Genomic DNA, 26,641 nt, shown 5'->3' on the forward strand with positions numbered 1-26,641 from the left:
ATATGTTTTATTTTGTGGCCACTTTCTCTGTTTCTCTGTCCCTGAGTCCCATATAGAAGAATATAATAGAAATGATAGTGCAACCTACCCCTGTTATAATGATAGAATAGTCAATTGCTAATCTTCCTAAGACCTTATCAATTACTATATCCAATATAGGCAGTATAATGAATGCAATTGACAAACTATAATATTTACTTAACTTCGTATAGTAAAAAATAAAAATATCTATCCACAAATAGCTAAGTGACGCAATTGCGATGGGTATTCCAACTGAATTTAACCAGTGGCCCTTTGTATTCTGTTCAATTACCCATAAAAAAGGTATGATGAATATACTTAATGACAGCATTGAAATCATCAATCTATTTTTCTTAAGTCTAATCATAGGTATTACAATAAACCATGCTAAAACTATAGCACTTGAAGGAATTATGGACCAGCTAATGGTTTTAGATATGGCCAAATCGCATAATGTACAAATAAATATAGAAATTAAAAACAGCAAAGAAACCACTATAGTAACTATACTTTTGTTTTTAATATTACGCTGTTTACTTACCTTATTGGTATAATCTAATTTACTATTCATAGCATTGGGTAAAGGTGAATCTTCTACTATTCTTTCTCCCTTTAAAAGTTCATTTACTGTAACGCTAAGTATTTCCGCAAGTTTTGATATTATAGTAATATCAGGATAACCAATTCCTCTCTCCCACTTTGAAACTGCTTTATCTGTTATGTTAAGTTTCTCTGCCAATTCTTTTTGAGTCATATTTTTAGCTTTCCTGGACACCGAGATAAAAGCACCTACCTTATTATTATCCAACTTAATACCTCCTTAAATCAAATTTACCATCAATTACAAAAATAGGCAACCTACACTTAGATTACTAGAGGTAAACTAACTGTAGAGTTGCCTACTTTAAAACACCTTTTTTAGATAACATTCTGCAATAAAGGAAAAATGCCCATGTAATTACTAATAAGCCTATATCAAAAAGAGATACCCAAGGTCCAAGAACATTCCACCTATTTCTAAATGCAAAGGTTAAGGCATCTAAAAATAACATAGATACAGCTGAAACAAATGACATTGTTTTTGCCCAATGATTTTTAAATAATAGGATAATAGGTGCAATCAAGCCACTGAAAATATTAGTTGTGTATAAAATCAAGAATAATACCGGATAATTTGTAAAGTACTGAACTACTGCTTCACCATAATGTTTGGAATTATAATAGTTCGCATTATGTCCAAGCATCATAAAGTAATCATAAGTGCCGTTAACATATATAAAAATAAATAATACTGCAGTTAACCAAAGATGCCAAGGTGTCTTAATAAATCTTTCCTCTGAATTGTTATTAGCTAGATTCTTTTTCATACTATTTCTCCTTTAAAATTTATATGAATACTTAAAGAAAATTAGTTATGCATGTGCTCCACAATATTCACTTATAAAACTTGCAGCAAAATCCATAATTTAACGTGACACTTTCTCCATCCCCCTGTCCCTAAGCATAGTTGGGTGTTTCTACAAAAAATGCTGCTCCCACTCCCCAAAATAATATTAATCCCAATATAAATAGAATTATATTACTAATAATATATCTTTTAGTCTCTTTACTAGATTTTAATTTAGCTATAAAACCTAGACCTATAATAAGTAAAAGATAGATTACCATTGAAAGCACGCCTGCTATTAGACCTTTAACACTTGGCCATCTAAATACTGGTGTAAAATTGACTTCATGGTTAACCATATCTAATATAAGAAGTATGGTAAAACCATAAATAAATGAGATAATTGAACTTACTGTGTAGGTTAATTTAATAATAGCATTTTCCTCCTATTCTTTGAGATAATTTTTAATGGAATAATCTTAAAGCTCTCTCAGTTACTAACTATCATATATCAACTACCATCTATCAGTTCCTAATTGGTTGATATTTGTATGTTATTATATGATTTAAAGATATTTTAAGCTGTGATGTAATGATTATGATAATTAACTTATGCATTCTATATGGAAAGTTAAAAGTTACTTAATAGCGTACACTTGGTATTCCTTTTCAAAATGATATCCTAATTTCTCTGCAAGTGCCACAGAGCCAACATTTGCTGCATCCCAGTGAGGATAGATGTTTACTTCCATGCAAGCTAGAATTAACTTTGAAGCTACAGCTAGAGCTAATCCCTTACGTCTATATTCATCTTTTGTTCCAATGGTTATTTCGATACGGCCCTCACAATAAGTGTAAGAAGATGCACCAGCTATTATTTCTCCATTATAAACTATGGCATAACCAAGTCCATTGTTTAAAAAGTCTTCTAATGAGTCATAATTTGAGCAGAAATCTGCCATAAAATCATCTTCTAAAACTATAGGATAAAGTGATTCATCAATTCGGCTAATGTTAAACTCAGAATCAATAGCATTAATATATTCATTTAACGTATCTTTTTTAAATACATTAGGCTCTGTTTTTATTGAATATCTACTAAATCTCTTTAGAGGATTAGGATATTGGCTTTCTATAAAGGAAATCCATGAGCTGTCATCAGCTATTATGATCTGTCCCTTGCACTTTTCAACCAATTCTTCTATTGAAACTTCCCCCTTATAATCTTCAATGCTTCCAAGTAAGTAGCAGAAATCAGCTACCACCGCAATACCAAAGGTAGGATTATCCTTATTATCTACCCAAGCTTTTCCCATCTTTCCCTCAATACATGAACATAGTGTAACATCAGTTTTTTCCTTACGAAATCTGCTAAGAATTTGTCTTTCCTCAGCTAACAACTCTACCATAAAAGTATCCTCCCATATAACTTTAAAGTTCATTTGAATATTTAATTAATTTTAATTTATGCGTATTACACAATATTCACTTATGAAAATTGCGGAGATATTCATAGATTAACGGGACATTAGCTCAGTCCCCCTGTGCCTATATCTTAAGATTATTTCCGTTGTGCCATCCTCAAACTTACTGTTTCCATCTGGTTTAAATCCATGGTTTTCGTAAAACTTCCTTGCTTTATAGTTCTTTTCTAATACCCAAAGAAGTACTTGCTCTATACTTTTCTCTTTAGCTTGATTTAGGCAAGCATCTATTAATTTGCTTCCAATACCTTGTCCTTGAAAAAAAGTATCTATGTAAAGTTCAAAGATCTCTATACTATTTTCATTACTTCCTTTACTTGGGCTTCCATATTTTATCAATCCTTTTACGATTCCATCATCATATACATATAAATCCTCTAATTCAGATTTATTGTCACGAAAGCCTAATGCCAAGTCCAAAACCTGCATTTCGTTAAAGGAAACCTGGTCATTGTTGAATATTTTCCGATAAGCAGTTCTTTTTGAAAATATTAATATTTCTGCTAACCTTGATGCATCTTTTATTTCTGCTTTTCTTATCATATCAATACCTCTTAAATTATGTTTTATATCGAAAGTAAATAATCCCTATATCTAAACCTATTTTATTCTTCCCTTGCACACATTTAAAAAAATAATCTTCCATCCTCTGTTAGTGTAATATTTCTTCCTTTTGGTTCAAAAAACTTTGTTTTTGATAGATTCTCTAAATTATTTATATGGTTGAATACCGAAGTCTAAATAGTAATTAATCATTACTTTTTTCTTAACATTATATCAATATATTACAAATTTTAAAACATAATACATTAATATATTAATATATTAATATAGGAGTTGAAAGTTTATGAAAATTAACGTAAAAACTGAAAATGATTATTTACCAGCTACTTTTTTCTGCATTTTCCTTCTTTAAAATCTATTTTAAGAAATTTCAGATATCCTTCTTACGCTCATATTTTTACTTATTTTAAAATTACTTTCATAAAAAGTCTAATTTTTTGTCAAATAAATACGATAATTACATTAGTTGCTTAATTAAGTGATTTGTAGGAATACATTTATGACCTAATTAGGCAACATACATATATTTTAGTAATCGTGACTTTTAGGAGGTACTTTTAATGTCAAACAGTATATTAGATTCAGTTGTCGTTGCTGCTGCACAACTAAAAACATTTTTTCAAGATGATAGTTTATCTATATGTATATCAGATTTAGAAAAATTTATAGCAATATATGATAGCGAAAAGATACCAGCAGTTTTCAAAGTTGGGGCAACTCTTGAAGAGGTTGGTTATTTAGATTCTATAAAAGAACTTCTTGAAACAAAAAAGGCTAAAACTATTTTTATTCCAAAAGAAGTGGTAGGAATACCATTTAAATCTATTGTAAGTCCAATTTTGGATGAACGAAATGAGTTGGTAGGTATGTTTAGCGTATGTATTAGCTTAGAAAAGGATTCGTTAGTTGAAGAAACTTCCGAGGAACTTACTTCATCTATTGAAGAAATCAATGCTTCCTTCCAAGAAATTGAACTTGGGGCCAATAAGCTTAATAATATGTTGACTTCTATCAAAGAAAGCACAAAGATAATTGAAGATAACTTAACTATCAGTGATGAAGCAGTAAGTTTGATTAACGGAATTTCTTCAAAATCAAATTTACTTGGGTTAAATGCTGCCATAGAAGCAGCTAGAGCTGGTACTTTTGGACAAGGCTTCTCTGTAGTAGCTTCTGAAATGAGAAAGTTAGCTAGTCTAAGCAGTGAAACCTCAAAGAAAATATCCACCTCTCTTCAACAGATGAGCAGAACTATTGAAGATGTACTTAAGGTTATAAATGAAGTAGGAGATATTGCAGACACTCAATCTAAATCCACTTCTGAAGTTTCTAAGTCAATAGAATTTATCACCAATAAATCTACAGACTTAGTAAAACTTTCAAAGTCTAACTAAAACCCAAATTTATGAATATTATTTATTAGTATAAGTTAATAATGAATAAACACCTTTACTGAAGCCTCTATCTTCAGCAAAGGTGTTTGCTCATATAATACATCCAATAATTTTTCAGCTTTTGCTATAGCTTTAACTTTTTTCACATTGTTATATTTCTTTTATATTCCTTACTCCTTGACTAGAAGCTATTACAGTATCAATTATTTTGTCTACCGCCTCATCTATTTTATTTCCTTGCCAGCCTAGATTCCATCCATTTTCACCAAGTACATCTGTAACTATATAAATAGCAGAAGCTGCACAGTTTCTGTATTTAGCTATTGCAAAAAGACCAACGCCTTCCATTTCCACGCATAAAGCTCCCTTAGTACGATAATCTAGGACTTGCCCCCAGGTTTCATGGTAGCCTGCATCTGTTGTCCAGTGCTTTCCTTTCTTAATATCTATAGAATTATTCTTTAATGAAGCCTCTAATTCATCTGTCAAGTTTTTAGATGTTTCTATAAAATCATAATCAAGGCCATAGAGCCTAGGAACAGCAGTGTCATTATATGCCCCTTTTGTAAGAATTACTTCACCAATATGTAAATCTGGCTGTAGTCCACCTGCAAATCCTATATGTATTAGCTCCTTAACACCACCAGCAATTAAATCCTCTGCCTGGGTAGCAATAGCTGGAGAACACATTTGCCCTTTTACAAATCCAACAGCAGGATTATTGTTAAAAACACATAACTTTCCACCTAAAGGATACTTGTATGTTCCACAATTTCTTTCAACCATTGCATCATAAATGCTGTCTGCCAGTAAAAACACTCTTTTTGGAACTTGAATATCATCTAAATCAAATCCATCACTTTCCAATTCAAGTCTAACTAAATCCTTAGGATCTGTAAGAACGCTATTTCTATCCATTGTATAACCTCCATAAATTCAATCTCCTATTGTATTTTTAGGATTATCATCCCCCAGTATGTTATATTAAAACTAACATGTAACTTGTAAAAAGCTTATTTATACATAGAAGTAATTTGTCAGCTACTACAAGCTTTCCATGGTGACCATATAACTTTACACTACTATATATGTATGTATTCAATAATTGTGGGTGACCTTTTTCCTTTGTAATTGTGATAATTAAACGCAGCTTTGAAGACTTGCTATACTCGTAATAATTTCAAAAAAATATCTTTTAATAGTTTATCATCCGCTACAGCCTTACATGGTGACATATAACTATAAACTACTATATACTAATGTATTCAATAATTGTTGGTACCCTTTTTTAAAGATGAGTACTAAATATCATTCCACCTTCGTGCCCCATCCATCATAAACTTCATTAAAGGATATTGCTAGCTCAGACATTTCCTTTGATTCTTGAAAAATAATCTTTGGTTCAACCAAACAATACTTGCAACCATCAAAAAAGAAGTATTCCCTCCCACTTTTGTCAATCTCCTCGTACACTTCTGATACTTCATAACCTTTATTTTTTAAGATTTCTGTAATTTTTGCAATATTACATTTATCAATAACTGTGAAGTGATGTTCTATGTAGTGAGGTTTTGACAAATCTGAACCTGCATTTTTTAAAGCTTTTATTGTATCTAGATCTAATGCTTCACGTTCTCTCTTTTCTCTATTTGTCTTAAATTTATAATAAATTGACTTAAACATTAACTAATAGTTCCTCTCAAAAATTCCAATATTAAATGTGTTTAGCACTATAGCTGCACTACTTTGTAATAAAACCTATACTTTCAGATTCTTCTATAATAATTCTGTGGTAATTTTGAAAATATATTTCAGATTGAAGTGATACATCTTTAATACCAATATAATAAATAATATTCATGCTTAATTTCTTCATCTCATCATTTTCATATGAATTTATCCTAAAATTTACAGCGAATATGTACCATTGTTTTACATTTAATTATAAATAATACCGTTATTTTTTTCAAATAATTATATGAAGCTACGCCACTTTATCAGTTCATATCCTAGTTATTACAAATTTTATAGTTTTTAGTAGTATTGTAATGTTATAATTAACTATAACTATGAGTTATAGATATAATGTTGGAAGGTGAAAACTAAATGACAAGAGAAATTGAAGATTCTTCGGACAATGTAAATTTAAAAAATATATTAGTAAATAAAGACTATAAACTAAATCTAAGAAAAGAGACTAAGCACTTCATAATCGATTATACTGAATTTGATCAGCTGTGCATAGCTAAGGTTTCTGAGGTTCTTGAAGATAACTATGATAGGATTACTACTAACTTTAAGCAGCAGCTTGAAGAAAAACTGATTATTGAGCTTCATCCAAACCATCAGCAGCTCCACATAGCTTTGGGTTTTCCAGATGCACCAGATTGGGTAAGAGGAGGTCTTGGAATCGGCAAAATTGCAATAGCTTCACCTTTAAATCCTCCACCAGGTTCAGAATTTCATAATGTATTAAATACAGCGGTCCATGAATTTGTCCATATCATAGTAAATAGAATAAATGAAAACACTCCTAGATGGCTCAATGAAGGTATTGCAGGTTATGAGGCCAAGGATAACAATGAAAACTGGATAATAAAAACTGTTAAATCTGGATTGCTTAATAATACTGTTCCTACCTTTGATGACTTAGATACAGAAGATGATTTTGAGACATTTTTCAATCGTGACGGATATCAATACTCCTATACTATAGTAGAAGCAATAGTTAACCTATTTGGCTACAATAAGCTATGTAGCTTAATAAAATCCCCAAATAATTATGTAGCTACTTTGGGAGTGACCGAGGCTGAGCTTCAACATATGTGGATTGATTATATTAAGAAGAACTATTGCTAAAGATTTCTTATAATGAAACTTAGTTTAAATAAAGCTTTTGATGAATCCACAAAATTGTATTTTCATAAGCTTGATCTTAAAGCTATACCTCTTTATAAATTAGACTTTTAAAAGTTTGAGTTTAGCCATTCCGTTCTAAGTATACTCATTTGTATTTGGCTTAGGAATCTCCCTTTTCTCAAGCTTTCTTCTCTACATACACCTTCTCTTATAAATCCAGCCTTTTCATAAAGGCTAATAGCCTTAGGATTATTTTCAAGTACCCTTAGCCAAATCCTATTAAGTTCAAGTTCTTGAAACCCTAGCCATAATACAAGCTTAATGGCCTTATAAGCAAATCCTCTTCCTCTATAAGACGGACTTATACATACGCTAAGCTCACCACGTCGATTTTTCCAAGATATATCAAACAATTCAATGATTCCTATAAAGCTCTCGTATCCATCGGTTATTATGTAGCACTTATTGCTGCTATCTTGGTAATAGGCTTCATCGGAAAAGGCAGTAATTCCAAGCATCTCTCGTGCTTCTTCATCCATAAGCATCATATTTATAGCTTGCATATGTTTCCTTTCTACAGGTATAAGAGAGATACCTTCATATTTTAAGCTATTTAGTACTGAAGCTTCAGATAACTTATTAATTTCTTTAATAATGTCATAAATCTCTAGAGGAGAATTTATGACAAACTCTATCTTTTCATTATGCTGAAAAACTCTATCATAAAATATTCCAATATACTTAGCTTTCACCTCATAAGCAGCATCAACATCAACAGTGCCAAGGCCTACAATAATTGCATTGCAACTGGCACATTCCTCTAATATTTGTTTAATAAGCTGAACTTTCGTATAGCAACCATTACTATATTTGATCGATGAGATACAATCATTAATTTTCAGGTTTCTAAGAATATTATCCGTATAATGCTCTTCTTTATCTGAATATATGCCTAAGGTATAACCTTCCTTATAGAGCCTTAATATCAGCTCTCTTACCTCCTTACATAGCTGCACCTTGTCTACAATTAAAGTCTTTAGATTGAAGATAATTGTTTTATACATTAACATCCCCCTATTTTTCAACAAATTATTTCACAAGTATTATTTATAGGTATCTTTTATGAAAACTTAATTTATACAAGTTCTATAATACGGCTTATGGGATTAGAAGCTTCTAGATTATAGGAATAATCAGTCATATATAAATTAATAGTTAGACTATGTTTAATATTATTGTTGAAACTTAACAGATCCAATAGTTAAGTTACTATTGTTACAGAAACAAATGTTAAGTTGTAAGTTTTAATATAGACGTATTTTTAGTGTACAGTTTGTAAGCATAACTTAAGCTTTAAACTGAGAAACCTATAAATCAAAAAAATGAATTTTACTATAAAAACTTCTTTGAAATTGATAATCTTAAATAGATTGCAAATAACACTAAGCTATATGCAAGTCCACATACTGCGGGAACTATGATACTCTTATCAAGACAATCTATAAGATAATAAGCAGGTGGTAGTGCTAAAATTATATATTTAATAATTGGGTAATCTCTTATTATTACTCCCTGTAAACAGGATAAAATAAGTATTATAAAAACAAGTATTATAGCAATCTTTCTATCCTTAATTTTATTTGATTCAAAGAAGTTTGCAAACCCAATACCAATCAGGCTAACAATTCCCTGTATTAGCATGCCTTTTATAACATCTGTAAATATTATAGGCTTTGAAAAAGAACCAAATATAATTGGATAAATAATTGATATAAAGCTAAAAGCTGAAACCAGTAGAGAAAGGAATACAATCCGTCCTGAATAATATTTTATTTCCTTATTGACTGACAGCATTACTAGCTGTTTCTGAGTAGTGTCTTCTATTTCATTAAAGGTAAAAGTTATCCACACTGCAATTATATATATTGCTATGGAGCTTTCTCCATAGCCACTTAAAATAGAATCCAGCGAAAAGGCATATGAAACAGCCAAAAAAACAATTAAAAAAATAGCTGGTACTATGTATATATAGGACTTTATTAAATACCTGAAATAGTATTTTATTATAGCTTTCAATCTTTTAATCCTCCTAGAAACTTATCTAATTTGTTATTTCATTTAAACTAATAATACTCATACCACTTTTTAGTGCTGTAAAGACAACATTATCACAATATTCTTTCTCAACTAGAACATCTGTTATATCTTTATAAACCTCAAAATTTATAATTCCTCGTACATTTCTTAGGAACTCCATATCTATTTGATTTATATTTTTCAGCTGTAGTAGTTTCAGTGACTTTTTATTGTATTCCTTAGCTTTTTGGTCAACAATCTTACCTTTCTCAACCGTAATTATTCTGTCTGAAATTGCCTCTACCAGATGCATTTCATGACATGCAAAAACAATAGTTGTATCCTGCTTCTTTAATTGGCTTATTAACTCAATGAGAATCTTTTGAGATTTGATGTCTTGGCCTGATAATGGTTCGTCCATTATTAATAGATCACATTTTATTAAAAGTGCCTGTATCAAGGCTACTTTTTGCATTGAGCCTTTAGATAAGACCATAATTTTTTGATTGGCCATATGAGATATGTTCAGTCTTTCATACAAGCTATCTAGTTTAACTTTGATTTCTTCCTTTTTTAAACCTAAAATACTCCCCATGTGATATAAGTACTCATTTACAGTAAAATTCAGCTTAGGAAAATGCTCCGGTACATAGCTAATCCTCATATCCTTCTTTGAGGTAACTCTCTCACCGCCAGTTAGAGCTACTAATCCTGCAATAGATTTTAGAAGTGTGCTCTTCCCCATACCATTCCTACCTAATACAGCTAGAGCTTGCCCTTTATAAAGCACTAAATTAATATCATCTAAAATAACTTTCCCATCAACCTTTTTGGTAACATTCTTTAACTGTAAAATACTATCCTTCACTTAAATTCCTCCATTATTGATATATCTAATCCTTCATTTCTAATAATATTATGTGTCCAAACTTGCTGCTTATCTTCTTCTTAAACTCGACTTTATTAGTAACTCTCAATTACCGTTTCAATTTCCTTCTAATTAAAACTATGTATATAAATTACACCAATGTAACTAATTATATATTCCGTAACTTTTTTAGTCAATTTACTAAAAAAACCACTAAAGCTTAAGCCAATAATTTCTAATATGGTAACTATGATGTATCTAACGTTTACAATAGGAAATTTACCTAGTTTCTATAACCATTTAGAGAAATTAAAAAGCTTATATTTCCTACTGTCTACATAAATATTCGGAAGTATTTTTACTTTAGTTTTTTTTAATTTCCCTATTCAAGTTAAGTAGCCATTATCCTATGATTTAACACTGTCGAATTTGCCAATTATATACAACCAACTCAAAATAATGTTATAATTCAATTAGTACTATTATTAGTTACTTAATAAGATGTAAGGGGAAATATCTATGGCAAGGATTATATTGCTAATAATAAATTTTATTATTTTATTTTTCGTACTAAAATTTTTAACAAAAGCATTGAATAGAAGACTGACAAACGCTAATAAGTTCCTTAGATTTAATGAGCAAATGAAATCTAAGCTTCCTATGTTTGCCTTGGTATTATCAATCATTAACCTGTGGATTTTTATCTTAGGTAAATTCTACATAGTCTCGTTTATATTTTTTCCACTGCTAATGGCGTGTGTAATTTTTATGGGTTTAATAACTGATGTGAAATAAAAAAGCTTTAGAAAATCATTTTGTGCTTAAGGTTTTTCAGATAATTTTTTTTATACATTATTAAAAGTATTAGATATGATGATTTTAGAGTTGGTTGGCGCATAAAATCTATTTCATTTACTTCATTAAGCAACTTATTAAAACGTTCTTACTGAACTACTTTAATGAATAAAACTTATTATAACCTATGTATACTGAAAATATATTCATATATAACAACCTATGCTAAAACTATTGTTAAAGCATAGGACTTTTGTTTTAAAAAGCATTTTTAAAAAGGCGTGTACTCTTTTAATTAACATCTTCAAAGAGAACCATTCATTTAATTTCAAGCTCTATCTAATTGTTGGCCATGTTTAGATACGATACTATAACAGCGCCTAATTATTTTATGGAACCGTTTAATACATTCGACGCTTCAAGTGCTATGATTGTCTACTCTTATTTCTTATTGCTGGATATCATACATATCTAAGCCCGCTGCACTTTATCCTTTCCAAACACCGTATAATACCACAAAATATTCACAATAAGATTAACTATGCACAATACTAGTTCTGCTATAACTATATTCATAGCTGCATTTCCAATAAGACCTACAAAAATTATGCCGCTAATCAATAAGCCTATAGAAAAAGCTCCTATAATTACCGCTATAAAATATTTGATCTTATCAAGCCCTATTATGAAAAGTGTTAGCGGAAATAAGTATACAATAAAAATACTCAAAACTGAAAGCCACATAGCTCCAGATCCAAACTTGTTAGAATGAGGACCATAACTTATTAATGAAGCTACTACTGTAACTAAGGTGAAAAGCACTGCAGATGCTAAGGTTAAAAAAGTGATTTTGTTCTTATTAGCTTTTACTTTCATAAAACTTCTCCTTTAATTTTATTAATATAATATGAAACAATCTCTATATAGGAATCATCTCTCTTTAAGACAACATATTTTTCAAATCTGCTTATTGGTTACTTAAAAATATTTAAGGCCTAATTTCAATAATCTCCTTAACCCAAGCCTTTTTTAATTCTTCAAGATTGTAGAACTTTTATTCTGTAAGCACTATATCTACTATTATCTTACTATATCTGAATGTATTAAATAAATGTTGCTGAAACTTCTTATTTAAATTATACCATAATCTCCCTTACGCTCAATATTGCTATATTTTCACTAAAACAGCTTATAGAGGGCACTCCAGTAATTGCACAAATGAAATGAAATTAAATTTATATGAGTATCGGTTGTATTATTATGTAAGTGTAATGCTTGTAATAAAACCTGTATTGTATTATTTAACTGTACATCCTTTAAAGAATACGATAAGTTCATCTGACTTAAGCATTTTTATATTGTTTCGTGATAAAAAAGTACAAATTAATAGAAAATACAAATAAGCTCTATAAATCTAAAAATAATACAGACATAATTAGAATCATTACTCTTATATTGCTATTTTACTTTGGACTATGTTCAATAATATTGTTGAAATTAAGTAGCTATGAAGGAGATGCTATATTAGCGAGCAATTAGCGCAAGCTCATCTAAGCATCGGATCACTGACCACTGAATTTCAACACAATAATTTAACAGAGCCTTACTTTAAAACGTCCATAACTGCAGAAATAATGGACATTATCCCCTCTCCAGTGATCAATCCTACTGCTACATTATTGGGTACAAGTTTGCTATTATTCTTAACCAATAGTTTTGCTATTAGGCCTCCAAGGAATATTGGTATTATTACTGATGTTGGTATAAGTATTCCCATACCTATTAATAATGGAGAGTGTTTAAAATAAGCTAGAATTATGCTAAGGAATATTGCAATTCCAATATACATTATATTTATACTTGTAGGAATTCCCCTATTAACAACTGCCTTTGCAATTGTCCCCCAGGTTAGGCTTGTTGGAGCAGGTAAAAGTGAATTGCCAAAACCATATTCTGATTTTAGTATAAACATTGTGATTGAGCCTATAACTACTCCAACAACTGAGCCAATTGTATAGCATATAATAAGCTTTTTAATAGAAGTTTTTGTGACTTTGCCAATGCTCATCATTTCCATACAATCTGAAAGTGTTACAGTCATTAAGGTTATGCCACCTGATAGTAAAAGAGTAGTGGTAATATCTTTAGAAATTATTCCGATTAAAGGAATGGTAAAATAAATTGTTGCTGTAGTTCCTAAGCCTGTTTCGCCTCTTGTTCTAGCAGTTACTAGCCCGAATAATAAGGCTAAACAAAGAATAACTACTAGGCCATAAATAGGAAAGGAAAACTGTATTTTAATAAAGGTACTAACACAAAGAAAGAATATAAAAAAGCAAATTCCATAGAAATAATTTAACTTTGTGTCCTTCTTGGGTATATTAGAAAATATAGTTCCTATCTTCATTAATAAACCAGGTACTGTGTAAATTGTGTATCCCAAGGCCAAGCCTATAGCTACAGATAACACTAAGGGATTAGATAAATGATCTTTGAAGGTGATTGCTGGCGAAAAGCCTTTATTGGATATTACCAATACCAGTGTAGAATAGGCAGTACCTATCAACATAAATAAAACTGCTTTAAAGGGAAGGAACATACCAAGTCCAAATAAAAGCGGAGATATTTCAGCACCAATAAAATCTGGAATTTTAAACAAACTCGCTAAGGGATTATATAAACACTTCTTAACCCTAACAACTATGTAAACCACTATTGCAACTAATCCGCACCATAAAATCTGAAATAAATTTTCTTTTTTGTCCTCAGTGATTGAAAGAATAATGTTACCCATTGCTTGCCCCTTAGGAAATGGTAACCCTTCCTCATAAATCCATACTCTTAGTAGTGGTATGGCGATAAAAATACCAAAAATATTCATTCCTATACCAAGAACCATTATGATCCACAGATGAATGTTAGCACCGTTACCTCCATAAATAATTGAAGCTGCGTATGCACTTTCTAAAGAGAAGGTGGCTAGAGAAGCCCCTGAAGAAAATATTTGCACCAAGGTAAGTTCCTCGCTGGTGGGTTTAAAGAAAATTCTAATAAAGAAATAGAATATTATAGGAGTTACCAAAGTTGATGATATGCTCATACCAGTCTTGTACACTAGCAGTATTCCTATAAAAGCATATAAAACACCTATGAGTAACCCTAAAGAAACCATATAGCCCCATTTAATTACACGTTTCATCATTCTTGCCCCCTGAACAGTTATTATTACTTATAGTGATCTGATTTATTATCTTAAGGCATTAAGATAATTTTTACGCACTTATTATTTTGCAAACTATTTTAGGCTAGGTTTAATAAGGATGGTTGACCACATAGTTTCAACACTGCCTATTAAACATTACCTTATCTTAAAATAACCTTAGGCAAGCTATATCACATACCTAAGGTTATTTTCATTTCATATTTACAAATTATATTTACTCATAGCTAGTATTTCTTCAGAATTCATTTCAATCATATGTTTAGTGCTTGTGTCAGGATAAATTTTTCTAAAGCTATCAACTATCTTATATCCAAAGAAATAACCTGCACACCAAGGTATGGATTCTGCTTCATTACCAAACATATATTTTTCATAATTAAAATCAGTTTCATATAATAAATTTGAATAATGATCCTTCCAAAGTTCTTTTTCTTGCTCTTTTGAGATTTGACATATCCATGTTGGGTTTAGTGTAGGATTAAGGCTTTTTGCGAAGTAATCAGCTTGACCATCTATTAACAATGCTTCTAAAAGAGTTCCTGTACTTCCTCCATGAATTACATGCCAATAATTGCCCCATACGGTATGATGGTATTCATGTGCAAAAACATATGGAATCCATTGAAAATAGTCTTTAGCAAAAGGATTAACTTGTATTAACATATTGCCAAACACATTTACTCCTAGTACTCCATTCTGCTGTTCTTTAACCGTAGTATTATCATCATCAAATGGATAAATAGCAATTACTATTGTATCATCATCATAATTAGGAAGTGCCTCTACCACAGCTTTAAACTTACTCTTAATCTCATCAATATTAATTTCCTTCAACAATTTAATCTGCTGCTTTAATTTATTTATATCTTTTATTGGCATTGGTTTTCTATCAGACATGTCAAAGGGTGCCCATTGGCTAATCTTGTCCCAATAAGGTTTTATTGCATATCTATCCCACAGCTCTTTGCAGGCTGTATTGTCCTTTTCCATCTCAAGAATATATCCATCTAAATTCTCGTAAACCGCTATTATTTCTAAATTCATTCTTTCTCCCTTCGGTATAAGAAAAATAATAAATTCCCTGAAGTAACCTTCTTCAGTGGATTTTCACTATATCAGTGCATTTTCAAAACCTCCTCTAGTAATCTAGAAGAGGTTTAATAATCTCTTTATTGGTAAAGTACTCCAGATTTAAAGATATACCGCTTCTATAGAAAATATATTTTCAAAGCTCCTTTTGTTTCTTGGCGGAGAATGTGAAATATAAATCTTGTTATAAGTGGTACATCTATAGGGAACCAACTTCAACTATTAAGTTATGCATGCCACAAAACTCCTCAGAAGGCATGATTTACAGACATATATAACTTAAGTTTTTGTAATGAAACCCTATACCTAGGATTCTTACTTTTTGGTTGCGGTCATTGCTATAAGAGTAAGATAATCTTCTGAATCAGCAGCATGCAAATCAAAATCTGCAGTGGATCTCCATATATCCTTACCATCTTCAATGGTTTCTGCATAGGTCACATCAACTATACCAGTTTTTTGCCATAAATCCTTCCACCACTTTGCACTGTGGAAACAATACATATCTGGTTCCCAATGTGGTTTCATTGCTTCTGGCAGACCATTGCTAAACTCCCTTGTAAGACCAGGACTGACAATACCAAACTGTCCTCCTTTTTTAACAAGTTTTGAAAAATAGTTTGGAAAATATATCTCATCTGTACCAAAATAGTGATACGCATCTATGCTGATAGCTGCATCAAAGTAGTTTTCCGCATAAGGTAACCCATGAGCTTCTGCACGAATAGGAAATACCTTATCCTCTACTTTCATTTCAGCAAAGCGACGGTAGTTATCCGTAGGGCTTATCCACAAATCATTTGCAAATACAGTTACACCAAATTCCTTTGCAAGAAATATTGATGTAAGACCCATACCACACCCCATATCAAGCACACGCATACCCGGCTTTAAATCCATCTTTTCGCAAAGAATCTCAATAAGATACATCGCATTTGGACCAAGCATTTTGTTTTCTTCAAAAAATTTTTCATACTTCTTATAATAATTTTCACAACGTTCAAATTTTCTCATTTTTAAATATTCTCCCTTATTATGTTATTCTTTTTTTATTCTTTTTAATGTCATATGCAGGTAAGTTATCTACACATACTTATCCACCGATTTATCTAGAATATGGTTGGCTAAAGAATAACACGCAAGGCGATAATATATAATTTAATAGTATCTCAAGCGTGTTATTCAGAAACCACCCTTGATACTATGCTCTTTTTATTCATCATAAAAACACTTCCTTTCACCAAATAATGGATTTATCATACCATATATAAACCATTATGTAAACTATTTCCTAAAGATATTTGCATCTTTTTATAAGATAACTCAGGTGAGCTTCTTGCACCTCTACCATGTAATAGTCTATTTAACCCTTCGCTCCTCGATCTGAAATCTATTATGAAAACTTTTTTTAGGTCTGAGAGTACTTTTCAGAATATAAAATTATTTACACTTGGTAGAATTCCTACATGGAAAATCATATGATATTTAAAACAATAATTTTGAGGATAATATGAGGTACATTTTAAACATTAAGGAATGTGAATTTTTAGGAAAGGGAGATGAAGGCGCAGTATATCTAACTCCAGAGGGCTTTGCACTAAAAATATTTTACGACAGAAGAAAAGCTGAAAGTGAAGTTGCGATCTTAGAGAGAGCTAATAGTAGTAGATTTTTCCCTAAGGTACTGTTTATTGCTGACAATAGAGTTCTAAGAGATTATGTTGATGGTATAAATTTATATGATTACATTAGTAAAAATGGATTATCTTATAAACTTTCTATTGAAATAATTGAACTTATAGAAGACTTTAAGCGTCTAAACTTTAAAAGAATCGATATCAGAAATGCGCACATCTTTGTAAATAAAGCTGGAAAAATACAGGTTATAGATCCAAGAAAGGTCTTTGAAAAAAATATCCCCTACCCTAAGGAAATCATTAAAATATTAGTTCAGCTTAATGTTTTTGATGAATTCCTTAAACATGTGTTAGCTTACAAAGGAGCCCTTCTTGATTATTGGATTAAGGGTTACGAATACTATGAAGCTATGCGTAAGAAGTCAATTACTATAAATATGAAGGCTTGCTAAAGATGTACCACTTCGATTCGAAATCTATTTTCCAGAACTCTTCTTATTCTGAGAGGAGAATTTGAAAATATAAATTTTAACACGAAGTGGTACATCTTTATATCTAAATTCTAAGTTTTCTTGCATTTACTTAACTACTTATATAGATAATAATATTCGTATGTTCATAAGCCTTCATTATAGCAACTATTCTAGTTTCTTAAGATAAAGCATATTATTTTCTTCTTTTCTTACTATCTCCATAAAAACTTTTTCTAATGTTTCCATTTCATCCTTTGCTACTATCGTATGCTTAGCCATTGAAAACTCAGCAATTTTAGTACTCATTACCACAGAAAAAATTGGAACCAATATGAAACAGGGCATATAAAAAAAGTTTAGCTTTTTAGGAGTTACTTCTACTCCTATTTTGTTTAATGCTTTAAAGCATTCTCTTATAGCCAAGATCATGTTCTTCAATGTTCTAGGTGATTTAGCTAAGTGATAATTATTAGAATTAAACCTATATAGAGCCTTACCAATGGGTACCACTACTGCAACGTGAGTTCTTTGCCAAGAAAGCATATTGTTATTTTTACTTGGTGAAAATCCAGCTTTTCTAAAAATATTAAGCAATCTTTCAAGTCTAATTGTATCTGCACCATCTATCTCTCCAAAGGTTGTAGCTTGAAATACTTTTGCAACTCCTTTGCCAATAAAGTATGAAACTATTCCATCCTTTCTTTCTCCTCCTGCAGAGGGAAATCCAATTATAACTCTATCAGATCCTACATAATCAACATACTTTTCATACCCATACGGATTATTTACAACGAAAACTATATTTGAGCTTTTATTTTTAGCTAATACAGGTAATATACTATCAAGTTGTGTAATTTGTACTGCAACAATTATAAAATCATAAATATCATTTTCCTCCAGCTTATTGATTACAGAAACTTTTACTCTTTCAACCTTGCCATTAATTGCATTCTTCAGTATTATTCCATCCCTATTTATTTCTTCATATCGCTTTCCTCTTGCTAGCATAGTAATATCAATACCTGAAAGAGCTAATTTTCCTCCGAATATACTGCCAATTACTCCTGAACCATATATTAATATCTTCATACTTTCTACTGTATCTAAACTCATCTATACCTCCTTAGAATTTAATAAATACCTTGATGCTGGAGATTTTACCATAAAATACTTTATACTATTTTAATAATATACTTGCTTTTTGACATTAATTATTGAAATTGCTCTATTTAGATAACCTATGTGACATTAACCTAAAGCTACTTATATAAACTAGCTGTTATATTATTCTACTGATTTTAATGCTTGAACCATATCAATTTTCCTTACTTTTCTCGAGAGTATTATAATGATGAATAAAGCACAACCAAAAGTAATCAATGTAGCTATCAATAGAGATTGTATTTTAATGTACGGAACGTATTCAAATGTATCTGTCGATATAGATATAACATATAGCTTTAGGAATACAAATCCTAACGGTATTCCTACAATCCAGCCTATTATAGTTGTTATCATAGAATCTTTAAAAATAAGATTCTTTATTTCCTTTTGTTTAAAACCCAAAACCTTCAAGGTAGCATATTCTCGGCTTCTTTCAGTAAAGCTTAATACTCCTAAATTAAATAAAATTATTATACTTAAAAACACTGCTGCAAATATTAATAATACAACTATCACAACTGCACTATCAAGGACATTGTCCATATCTTCTAATTGATCTTTGAGTGTTACTACTTCTTTTACTCCAGACTTTTTTTCCACTCTATCTACTGCTTTTTCTTTACCTACTAATATAAAGTTTGGTTTAAAGCTATAGTTTAGATTTTCCCATGCTTTTTTGGATATGAATATACCTTGAGGAGCAGTAATTGGTATAATAGAATCTACTTTAATAACTGTATACCTATCATCATCTGTTAATCTTATTTTTAAATTATCATCTTTCTTTATATTTAATTGTTCTGCTAGTCTATTTGAAACAACAACATTTTCTGAAGATAAATTTATTACTTTACCGTTGCTATCTTTTAGGTGAATGTAATACCCATCATCTATTATAGACAAACTACTTGTCTTTTGCGTTTTGTCAGTTTTGACTTCAGCTGTAACATCTTCAATTTTTTGAGCATCTGGATTTACTAATTTATAGACCTCATCCTTATCCTTATCTGTTGCATTATTTGAAAAAGCTACCTTAGCATAGTAGTCATATTGTTCACCAAACAATGACGTATTGGCCTTTTTTAAAGAATCATACATTCCAAAGCTTGCAATTAACAACATCATGCATCCAGCAACACCTATTATAGCTATTACAGCTCTCCCCTTATTTCTAAGGATATCTCTAACAGACCATTTCCATTCAAAAGATATGCGACTCCAAATTTTTGAATCGTCTTTATCATAACTATTTTTATTTTTAACAGATGTACTATTTCTCATTGTTTCTGCAGGCATTCCTTGAATACCTTCTCTACAAGCGACAATTGTTGTTATGGTACAAGCTAAAACAATTATAGCAATTATTATATATGATATAATTGATATTTCTCCACTCCATCTAGGCATTGTATAGAAGTTTTTTTGTATATTTAGTAATATCGGTGTTATAAAAGATGGTGCTAACAAAAATCCTATAAAGCTTCCTAGCAAACTTATAGTAAATCCATATAAAGAATAATGAATTAATATCTGAATATTACTAAACCCAAGTGCTTTCATAGTTCCAATTTGCATTTTTTGATTATCTACTAGACGCTTCATAGTTGTTTGCATAGCCAGCAAGGATAGCAGTATAAATAATATAGAAAACATAAAAGACAGAATTCTTAACTGTTTTATTTGATTGATAAATATAGCCACACCTGGATACTCAGATTTATCGTAACAGCTTGTAAATTTAGACCCTAGTTCATACTCAATGTCTTCTTTTACTTTTTTTACATCGGATGCTTTATCCAACTTAACCCTTATCTGATTATAATCTACTTTACCTAAGAAACCTTTACCACCTTTTTCTGACATTAAGCAATATCCATATTTCTTATGATCTGGTGTCATAGCTGTTGCACTACCAGTGTAGCTTACGTACTCTGGGCTCATTATCAAACCCTCTACTTTATACTTGTGAGTCACATCTGAATAACTTAACTTTATATTATCTCCAACATCTATTTTTTGTTCTTTTGCATAGCTATAATCTATCCAACATCCTTCTGAGTCTTTATTAAACTTTTCCCCTTTTATAATTTCTAATTTGGAAATTGAATTATCATCAGATATTATCATTCTAATCTGTGAATTTTGATTGTTTTTAAGCTTAATTTTAGATTCAGATTCAACATCAGCAATCATTGTGCTTTCTGCTTCCCTTACATTATCTATATTCTTAATCTTAGATAAGTCATCATCAGTGAATGAACTTCCATACACCCATAAATCTGCCAAATTAGTCTCTTTAAAGAACATCTTCGACTGATTGTCCATCCCCAACCAAACGCCTTCTATTCCTGTATAAATCATTATTCCTAATAACGACATTAAAAATACAGAACAAAATTGAATTTTATATTTCCATAAATCTCGTGTCATCTTTTGCATTAGTCTAAGCATCTACCAGGACACCTCCTCTAGTGAGACAGGAGTTTTGTTATTGTCTACTTTAATTATCTTTCCATCTCTTAGGTGTATAACCTTATCAGCTGCTGGTGCAATTGCAGCATTATGAGTAACTATTATAACGGTCTTTCCATACTGTTTTGCCATCTTATGCAGTAATATCAATATAAGTTTACCAGTTTCACTATCTAATGCACCTGTTGGCTCATCGCAAAGCAATACTTTGGGATTTTTACAAATGGCTCTAGCAATTGATATACGTTGTAGTTCTCCCCCTGACATTTCGCTTGGAAAATGCTTTATTCTCTTCTCAAGTCCAACTGCTTTAATCGCTTCAAGGGTATCCATTGGATTCTTTCCAAGCCTAGTAGCTACATCAACATTTTCATATGCATTCAGACTTGGAATTAAGTTGTAGAATTGAAAAACAAACCCCATATCCTCCCTTCTATACATAGTCAATTCTGACTCTGAGAATTGAGTAATATTCCTATTATCTATTACTATATTTCCACTAGTCGCTTTATCCATACCACCTAACAGATTTAAAGTTGTACTTTTACCTGAACCACTAGCTCCTAAAATTACGGTAAACTCTCCCTTTTCTATTTCAAAACTAATATCATTAATAGCCTTTACTAAATTTTTTCCAACAATATATTCTTTAGTTACATTTCTAAAACTTATATAACTCATGCATTTTCTCTCCTAAAATAATTTATCTACTAAATAAAAACTTAAGAAATATATTTTAAACAAATAAAAATCTTTTGTTTATTAATTATATGGATCTTCTAATCTAAATTTACATAACTAAAACAGCAACTTAATTAAGGATTAATATGAATATGATTACTCAAAAGGCTTTCTTTGCTACTAGTAAACCTTTATTTACTCAAATCAGATTTATAACCTAAAAACTTAGCAAAAGCCCCAAATACCTTAAAAAACATCTTCTGTGCAAATACAGCTTTAGGTAAAAACATCTCATTCTTCATATCATGTCCCATGACCGCTAATTGTAATATGCTAGGAAGTCCTTTTTTATTAACCTTTCCCATACTGGCCAATTGAAAAGTAGTTCTATAATATTGTTCGTAATGTAAGGCTGGTTCTATCCGAGCCTTTAAGTACGCCTCTTCATTACCTATATTGTAACCAGTATGCGCAACCCCAGGATTTATAACTATATAATCTCCCTCCTTTGCATCAATGATTTCATCATTAATATTAAATCTAATAATACCTCTTAAAACTTCAAAACTTTCTTTTGCCTCAGGATGGAAGTGTTTAGGAGAAATCGGCTGGTTAGGTTTTGAATAATATTCATACGTCAAATATTCACCATTTGTTTCCTCCGATGTCTTGCAAAATATAATTTTTTCACCGGTAATTGAATTTTCTATAACATCATTTTCTTCTTTCATTTACGAATCCTCCTATATAACTTATATAAAACCTACCTTTTCACAATGCTCTAACATCTTATTAATATTACTAGCCTTAACTTCAGGCCACTCAAACCCTAATTTTTGTAAGATCAAATTTGTCTTTGTCGCCATCACCTCAAAGTAAGTACTATCTAGCAATTCAAACATCTGCGAATGTAATATTATACTTTCAATGAAATCTGTTTTCTCTGAATCATCATAATTCTCATATAAATAATCCAAATATTCATCTATCTCCATGGAGTCAATATTAATACCGTACTGTCTCAAAAATTGTGCTAAATCAGGCAACTCTATATAGTTATTATTAAAAATATGATACACCTCATTTTTTAACTCTTTTAATCCCATCAATGAAACTACAGCTTTTCTGACATAATCAATAAAAGAAAAGTCAAGTGTCTTATGTAGTCCTATTGGCATTTTCCCTAAATTTATAAAAGCTTTAATAATTTTATAAAAACCGTTATCTTCTATATTCTCTTGGAATATACCAGTCTGTGAATTACATATTAAGTTGCCAACTCTAAATATATTAGCATTTAATCCACTTTCTCTTGCAGCTATTAACTTCATTTCAGCCTCTAGCTTTGTCTGTATATAATAATTATTAGATACTTGTCCATTGTTAAAATCATCTTCTGTAAATATACTAATTTGTTGACCTTCTATCTTTCCGCTTGCTACACCTATAGTTGATATATGGTTTAAGTCTTTTATCTTTTTATCAAATGCAAACTTTATAAGTCTTTCAACTCCTACCACATTTACCTCATAAAATTCCTCGTAATGCCCATAATGTGAAACATTAGCTGCAGAATTAATGATACAATCTATTGTTAAAGCTAATTTATTATATTCTTCTTCTTTCAATCCGAAGTTATCCTGTGTCAAATCTCCACAAAGAATAAATAATCTATCACTGTAGTTTTCTATTACATAATTACCAAAATGATACTCCAATTTGCTACAGATGCGTTGTTGTGCCTTTTCTAGGCTACTAGAACGTACTATTACATACAAATTACAGTTTGTGGTATTTAGTAATTCATATATAAGATTGATTCCCAAAAAACCTGTTCCGCCAAACAGTAATATATTACTATGATCATTGTTTTTATCTGTTAATACTAAATCCCTATACTTTTGTATAGATTTAATATAGTCTTCAGCCTTTACTTTGCTTTCCATAGTGTGTTCCAGTTGTATATCAGAGAGGTATAAGTTCTTCACTTTTTCTATATTATTTTTAAAATTATCCTTCTTATACCTTACTACTTTCGAAAATTCAGAAATTGTTTGATTGCTAAACAAATCATTTATATCAACTTCAAAGTTTGCAGACATCTTTGAAACCACTCTTATTGCTTTTAATGAGTTTCCTCCTAAATCAAAGAAATTATCATTAATACCTATTTTACTAACCTCTAGTATATTCCTCCAAATACTAGCTATTTCCTGTTCAATTTCATTTCTAGGGGCAATATACTCAGCATTTCTATTTGATACCCCATCCGGCTCAGGTAATTTCTTTTTATCTATCTTCCCGTTCACTGTTAAAGGTAAGGTATCCATTCTTATGAAAAACTCAGGCACCATATATTCTGGAAGTTTTGTAGCTAAGAAATATTTTAAATACTCCAATTGCAATTCTTTACCTGATACATAATATGCACAAAGGTATTTACATTTGTTACTGTCTTCTCTAACAATTACTACAGCATCATTTATATATTCACAGCTTTGCAGTTTCGCCTCTATATCACTGAGCTCTATTCTATATGCACGTATTTTAACTTGTTGGTCATTTCTTCCCCAAAATTGTATGTTTCCATCTGGTAACCAACTAGCCAAATCACCTGTTTTATATATTAAACCTTCTTCCTGAAAACTACTTTCTACAAATTTTTCTTTTGTCAGCCTATCATTATTTAGATAACCAGATGCTAAGCCTACTCCAGATATACATAGTTCTCCTTTGGCTCCTATAGGCTGAATTCTGTTATTTCTATCTAATATGTGAACTTTTACGTTTGAGATTGGTTTTCCTATAGGCATATTATTATATTGCTCTTCGACAATATAACTAGTTGTCACAACAGTGTTCTCCGTAGGTCCATAATTATTAGCTAATTTATATTTATTATTGTTGTATATTCTTAGCTTGTCCCCTCCTGTAAGCAGATAACGCAAAGAACCATTAGATTCTCTCTGAAATTGCTCGCAAATTTGAGTAGGTAAGAAAGAAATAGTAATATTATTCTCTTCAAAATAATTATTTAATCTCTTAATATCTAATCTTAAGTTCTTACTTATAACGTGTACTGTTGCTCCAGCCACTAGGTAAGGGAAAAGTTCCCAAACTGATGCATCAAAGCCAAATCCAGCATATCTAGTGGCATTATCCGACTCAGTTACCTCATAATATTCATTGTTCCATAAGCATAGATTTATAAGGGATTTATGTTTAATCATTACACCCTTTGGATTACCAGAGGTTCCAGATGTATATATAATATAAGCAGTACTATTTGTTGGTATTTCTATATTAATATTTTTGTGATCATATCTATCTAAATCATTTGCATCGTGTTGATTTTTAAACCGAGATGCTAAATTGTTATCACAACTTTCTCTTTTATTAATGAATAGCATAGCATCATATCTATATTTTGTAAGTTCATTCTCAATTGTATATATTTTATTTGAAAACTCAATATTTCTAATCTCTTTAAAATCATGCTGCAAGTCTCTAAAAAAACTTCTTGATAAAAATAACTCTTCAGACCAATCAGTTTTTGTCCTATAGTTACTTAATGTATTCATACTTTTAAAATTTATCAAAGAATCTATCAATTGCTTTTTTGACTCTTGATCCATTATATCTCCAATAAAAATCATTCCATCTTCAGCAAGTAAGTCGATTAACTTTTTTAGCACATTCCTCAAATAATTGTGCCCATGGAAACATTGCACCACACTGTTTATTATAATTACATCGAAGGAGTCTTCATTAATTTTATCAATATCATGTGCCGGTAGGGCTTTAAGTCTAATATTTTTAATACCCTCTTTTTCATTCTTTACTTTATTTACATTTATTATAGCTTCTGATAAATCAGTACCATAATAAGTCTTAACTAATGGTGCAATTCTATACATAGAGATTCCTGATGCACATCCAACCTCTAATACCCTTTTTTCTTTATTCAAATAAGGCATTAGTTTTTTCAATACATTATCCCCGTATTCATCCATTTCTTTTTCAGTAAAACTTTCTCCAGTATAACTGTTGCTCCATCCTCCTCCAGTTATTTCATCAGTTGCTTTTTGTCCAACATATTCCCATAACTTTTTATTCATCAGATTACTTTTTTCTTCTTCTTCTAAATTATGCACATCTTTTGTATCCATACACATGTAAGTTTCTAACGTAGTACACTGCCATTGAAGTCTATTAATCATTTTTATATGCTTCTTACTAGATATAAGCACTTTCATTTCTGAATCATCTATTATAGCTGCAATACGTTCTTCTGGTAATTCAACATCTATAGGAATATAAGTTGCCCCTGCCTTTAATGTACCTAATACAGCTATAACTTGATCAATTGAATTTTCTATTAAAATACCAACGCGCTCTTCTAACTTAACTTTTCTATCATTGATTAAATAACTAGCCAATTGATTGGCTTTATT

General features: G+C 30.6%; 21 protein-coding genes. 3 read left to right on the forward strand and 18 right to left on the reverse strand.

Translation table 11 applies throughout. From position 1 onward, the window contains the following. Positions 1 to 7 precede the first annotated feature (7 nt). From GXK57_RS05435 to GXK57_RS05450, 4 genes are all read right to left on the reverse strand, one after another. Positions 8 to 829 (reverse strand): helix-turn-helix domain-containing protein, encoded by an 822-nt coding sequence (locus tag GXK57_RS05435; protein ID WP_160672603.1) that lies wholly within the window; start codon positions 827 to 829, stop codon positions 8 to 10. A 91-nt stretch (positions 830 to 920) separates the two neighbouring features. Continuing rightward, a complete protein-coding gene (locus GXK57_RS05440; RefSeq protein ID WP_160672606.1) occupies positions 921 to 1,388 on the reverse strand; it encodes a hypothetical protein in 468 nt (155 codons plus the stop codon). A 658-nt stretch (positions 1,389 to 2,046) separates the two neighbouring features. Continuing rightward, positions 2,047 to 2,817, reverse strand: a complete 771-nt coding sequence (locus tag GXK57_RS05445; RefSeq protein ID WP_160672608.1) for a GNAT family N-acetyltransferase — start codon at positions 2,815 to 2,817, stop codon at positions 2,047 to 2,049. A 108-nt stretch (positions 2,818 to 2,925) separates the two neighbouring features. Beyond that, entirely contained in the window at positions 2,926 to 3,435 is a 510-nt protein-coding gene (locus GXK57_RS05450) for a GNAT family N-acetyltransferase (protein WP_160672611.1), read from the reverse strand. 581 nt (positions 3,436 to 4,016) lie between these two features. On the opposite strand from GXK57_RS05450, the gene GXK57_RS05455 reads away from it, so the two are divergent. Then, complete coding sequence (locus GXK57_RS05455; protein ID WP_160672614.1) at positions 4,017 to 4,850, forward strand: methyl-accepting chemotaxis protein; 834 nt, start codon at positions 4,017 to 4,019, stop codon at positions 4,848 to 4,850. A gap of 150 nt (positions 4,851 to 5,000) precedes the next feature. Here the strand turns inward: GXK57_RS05455 and GXK57_RS05460 are convergent, their stop codons facing one another. Further along, positions 5,001 to 5,768, reverse strand: coding sequence for a nucleoside phosphorylase (locus GXK57_RS05460; protein WP_160672617.1), 768 nt, complete (start codon positions 5,766 to 5,768; stop codon positions 5,001 to 5,003). 390 nt (positions 5,769 to 6,158) lie between these two features. After that, entirely contained in the window at positions 6,159 to 6,533 is a 375-nt protein-coding gene (locus GXK57_RS05465) for a ribonuclease E inhibitor RraB (RefSeq protein ID WP_160672620.1), read from the reverse strand. Positions 6,534 to 6,956: 423 nt separating this feature from the next. On the opposite strand from GXK57_RS05465, the gene GXK57_RS05470 reads away from it, so the two are divergent. After that, positions 6,957 to 7,709, forward strand: a complete 753-nt coding sequence (locus GXK57_RS05470; RefSeq protein ID WP_160672623.1) for a hypothetical protein — start codon at positions 6,957 to 6,959, stop codon at positions 7,707 to 7,709. A gap of 107 nt (positions 7,710 to 7,816) precedes the next feature. Here the strand turns inward: GXK57_RS05470 and GXK57_RS05475 are convergent, their stop codons facing one another. The 7 genes from GXK57_RS05475 to GXK57_RS05505 all read right to left on the reverse strand — a co-directional run bounded on the left by GXK57_RS05475 (position 7,817) and on the right by GXK57_RS05505 (position 16,774). Then, positions 7,817 to 8,773: a GNAT family N-acetyltransferase gene (locus GXK57_RS05475; protein WP_160672626.1), complete on the reverse strand. Its 957-nt coding sequence runs from the start codon at positions 8,771 to 8,773 to the stop codon at positions 7,817 to 7,819. A gap of 328 nt (positions 8,774 to 9,101) precedes the next feature. Next, positions 9,102 to 9,785, reverse strand: coding sequence for a hypothetical protein (locus tag GXK57_RS05480; RefSeq protein WP_160672629.1), 684 nt, complete (start codon positions 9,783 to 9,785; stop codon positions 9,102 to 9,104). A gap of 25 nt (positions 9,786 to 9,810) precedes the next feature. Then, the gene (locus GXK57_RS05485) at positions 9,811 to 10,653 is read right to left on the reverse strand and encodes an ABC transporter ATP-binding protein (protein ID WP_160672632.1); all 843 of its coding nucleotides are present in this window, start codon (positions 10,651 to 10,653) and stop codon (positions 9,811 to 9,813) included. 1,266 nt (positions 10,654 to 11,919) lie between these two features. Next, a complete protein-coding gene (locus GXK57_RS05490; RefSeq protein ID WP_160672635.1) occupies positions 11,920 to 12,324 on the reverse strand; it encodes a DUF5391 family protein in 405 nt (134 codons plus the stop codon). Positions 12,325 to 13,051: 727 nt separating this feature from the next. Next, positions 13,052 to 14,650 carry an OPT/YSL family transporter gene (locus GXK57_RS05495; RefSeq protein WP_160672638.1) on the reverse strand — a complete coding sequence of 533 codons (1,599 nt, stop codon included), beginning with the start codon at positions 14,648 to 14,650 and terminating at the stop codon, positions 13,052 to 13,054. Between the two features lie 222 nt (positions 14,651 to 14,872). Continuing rightward, on the reverse strand, positions 14,873 to 15,715 hold the full coding sequence (locus tag GXK57_RS05500) for a DUF2268 domain-containing putative Zn-dependent protease (protein ID WP_160672641.1): 843 nt from the start codon (positions 15,713 to 15,715) through the stop codon (positions 14,873 to 14,875). Positions 15,716 to 16,075: 360 nt separating this feature from the next. Next, complete coding sequence (locus GXK57_RS05505; RefSeq protein ID WP_160672644.1) at positions 16,076 to 16,774, reverse strand: class I SAM-dependent methyltransferase; 699 nt, start codon at positions 16,772 to 16,774, stop codon at positions 16,076 to 16,078. A 496-nt stretch (positions 16,775 to 17,270) separates the two neighbouring features. On the opposite strand from GXK57_RS05505, the gene GXK57_RS05510 reads away from it, so the two are divergent. Further along, positions 17,271 to 17,849 carry a serine/threonine protein kinase gene (locus tag GXK57_RS05510; RefSeq protein WP_160672647.1) on the forward strand — a complete coding sequence of 193 codons (579 nt, stop codon included), beginning with the start codon at positions 17,271 to 17,273 and terminating at the stop codon, positions 17,847 to 17,849. A 186-nt stretch (positions 17,850 to 18,035) separates the two neighbouring features. Here GXK57_RS05510 and GXK57_RS05515 read toward each other — a convergent pair whose 3' ends face one another. The 5 genes from GXK57_RS05515 to GXK57_RS05535 all read right to left on the reverse strand — a co-directional run. Beyond that, positions 18,036 to 18,983 (reverse strand): ketopantoate reductase family protein, encoded by a 948-nt coding sequence (locus GXK57_RS05515; RefSeq protein WP_160672650.1) that lies wholly within the window; start codon positions 18,981 to 18,983, stop codon positions 18,036 to 18,038. 171 nt (positions 18,984 to 19,154) lie between these two features. After that, the gene (locus GXK57_RS05520; RefSeq protein WP_160672653.1) at positions 19,155 to 21,485 is read right to left on the reverse strand and encodes an ABC transporter permease; all 2,331 of its coding nucleotides are present in this window, start codon (positions 21,483 to 21,485) and stop codon (positions 19,155 to 19,157) included. Further along, positions 21,486 to 22,187: an ABC transporter ATP-binding protein gene (locus GXK57_RS05525; RefSeq protein WP_160672656.1), complete on the reverse strand. Its 702-nt coding sequence runs from the start codon at positions 22,185 to 22,187 to the stop codon at positions 21,486 to 21,488. 191 nt (positions 22,188 to 22,378) lie between these two features. After that, positions 22,379 to 22,918, reverse strand: a complete 540-nt coding sequence (locus GXK57_RS05530; protein WP_160672659.1) for a cupin domain-containing protein — start codon at positions 22,916 to 22,918, stop codon at positions 22,379 to 22,381. 21 nt (positions 22,919 to 22,939) lie between these two features. After that, a partial coding sequence (locus GXK57_RS05535; protein ID WP_160672662.1) for an AMP-binding protein occupies positions 22,940 to 26,641 on the reverse strand: 3,702 nt, incomplete at its 5' end.

Source organism: Clostridium sp. C8-1-8, from assembly GCF_009928445.1.
Classification (GTDB): Bacteria; Bacillota; Clostridia; order Clostridiales; family Clostridiaceae; genus Clostridium_AR.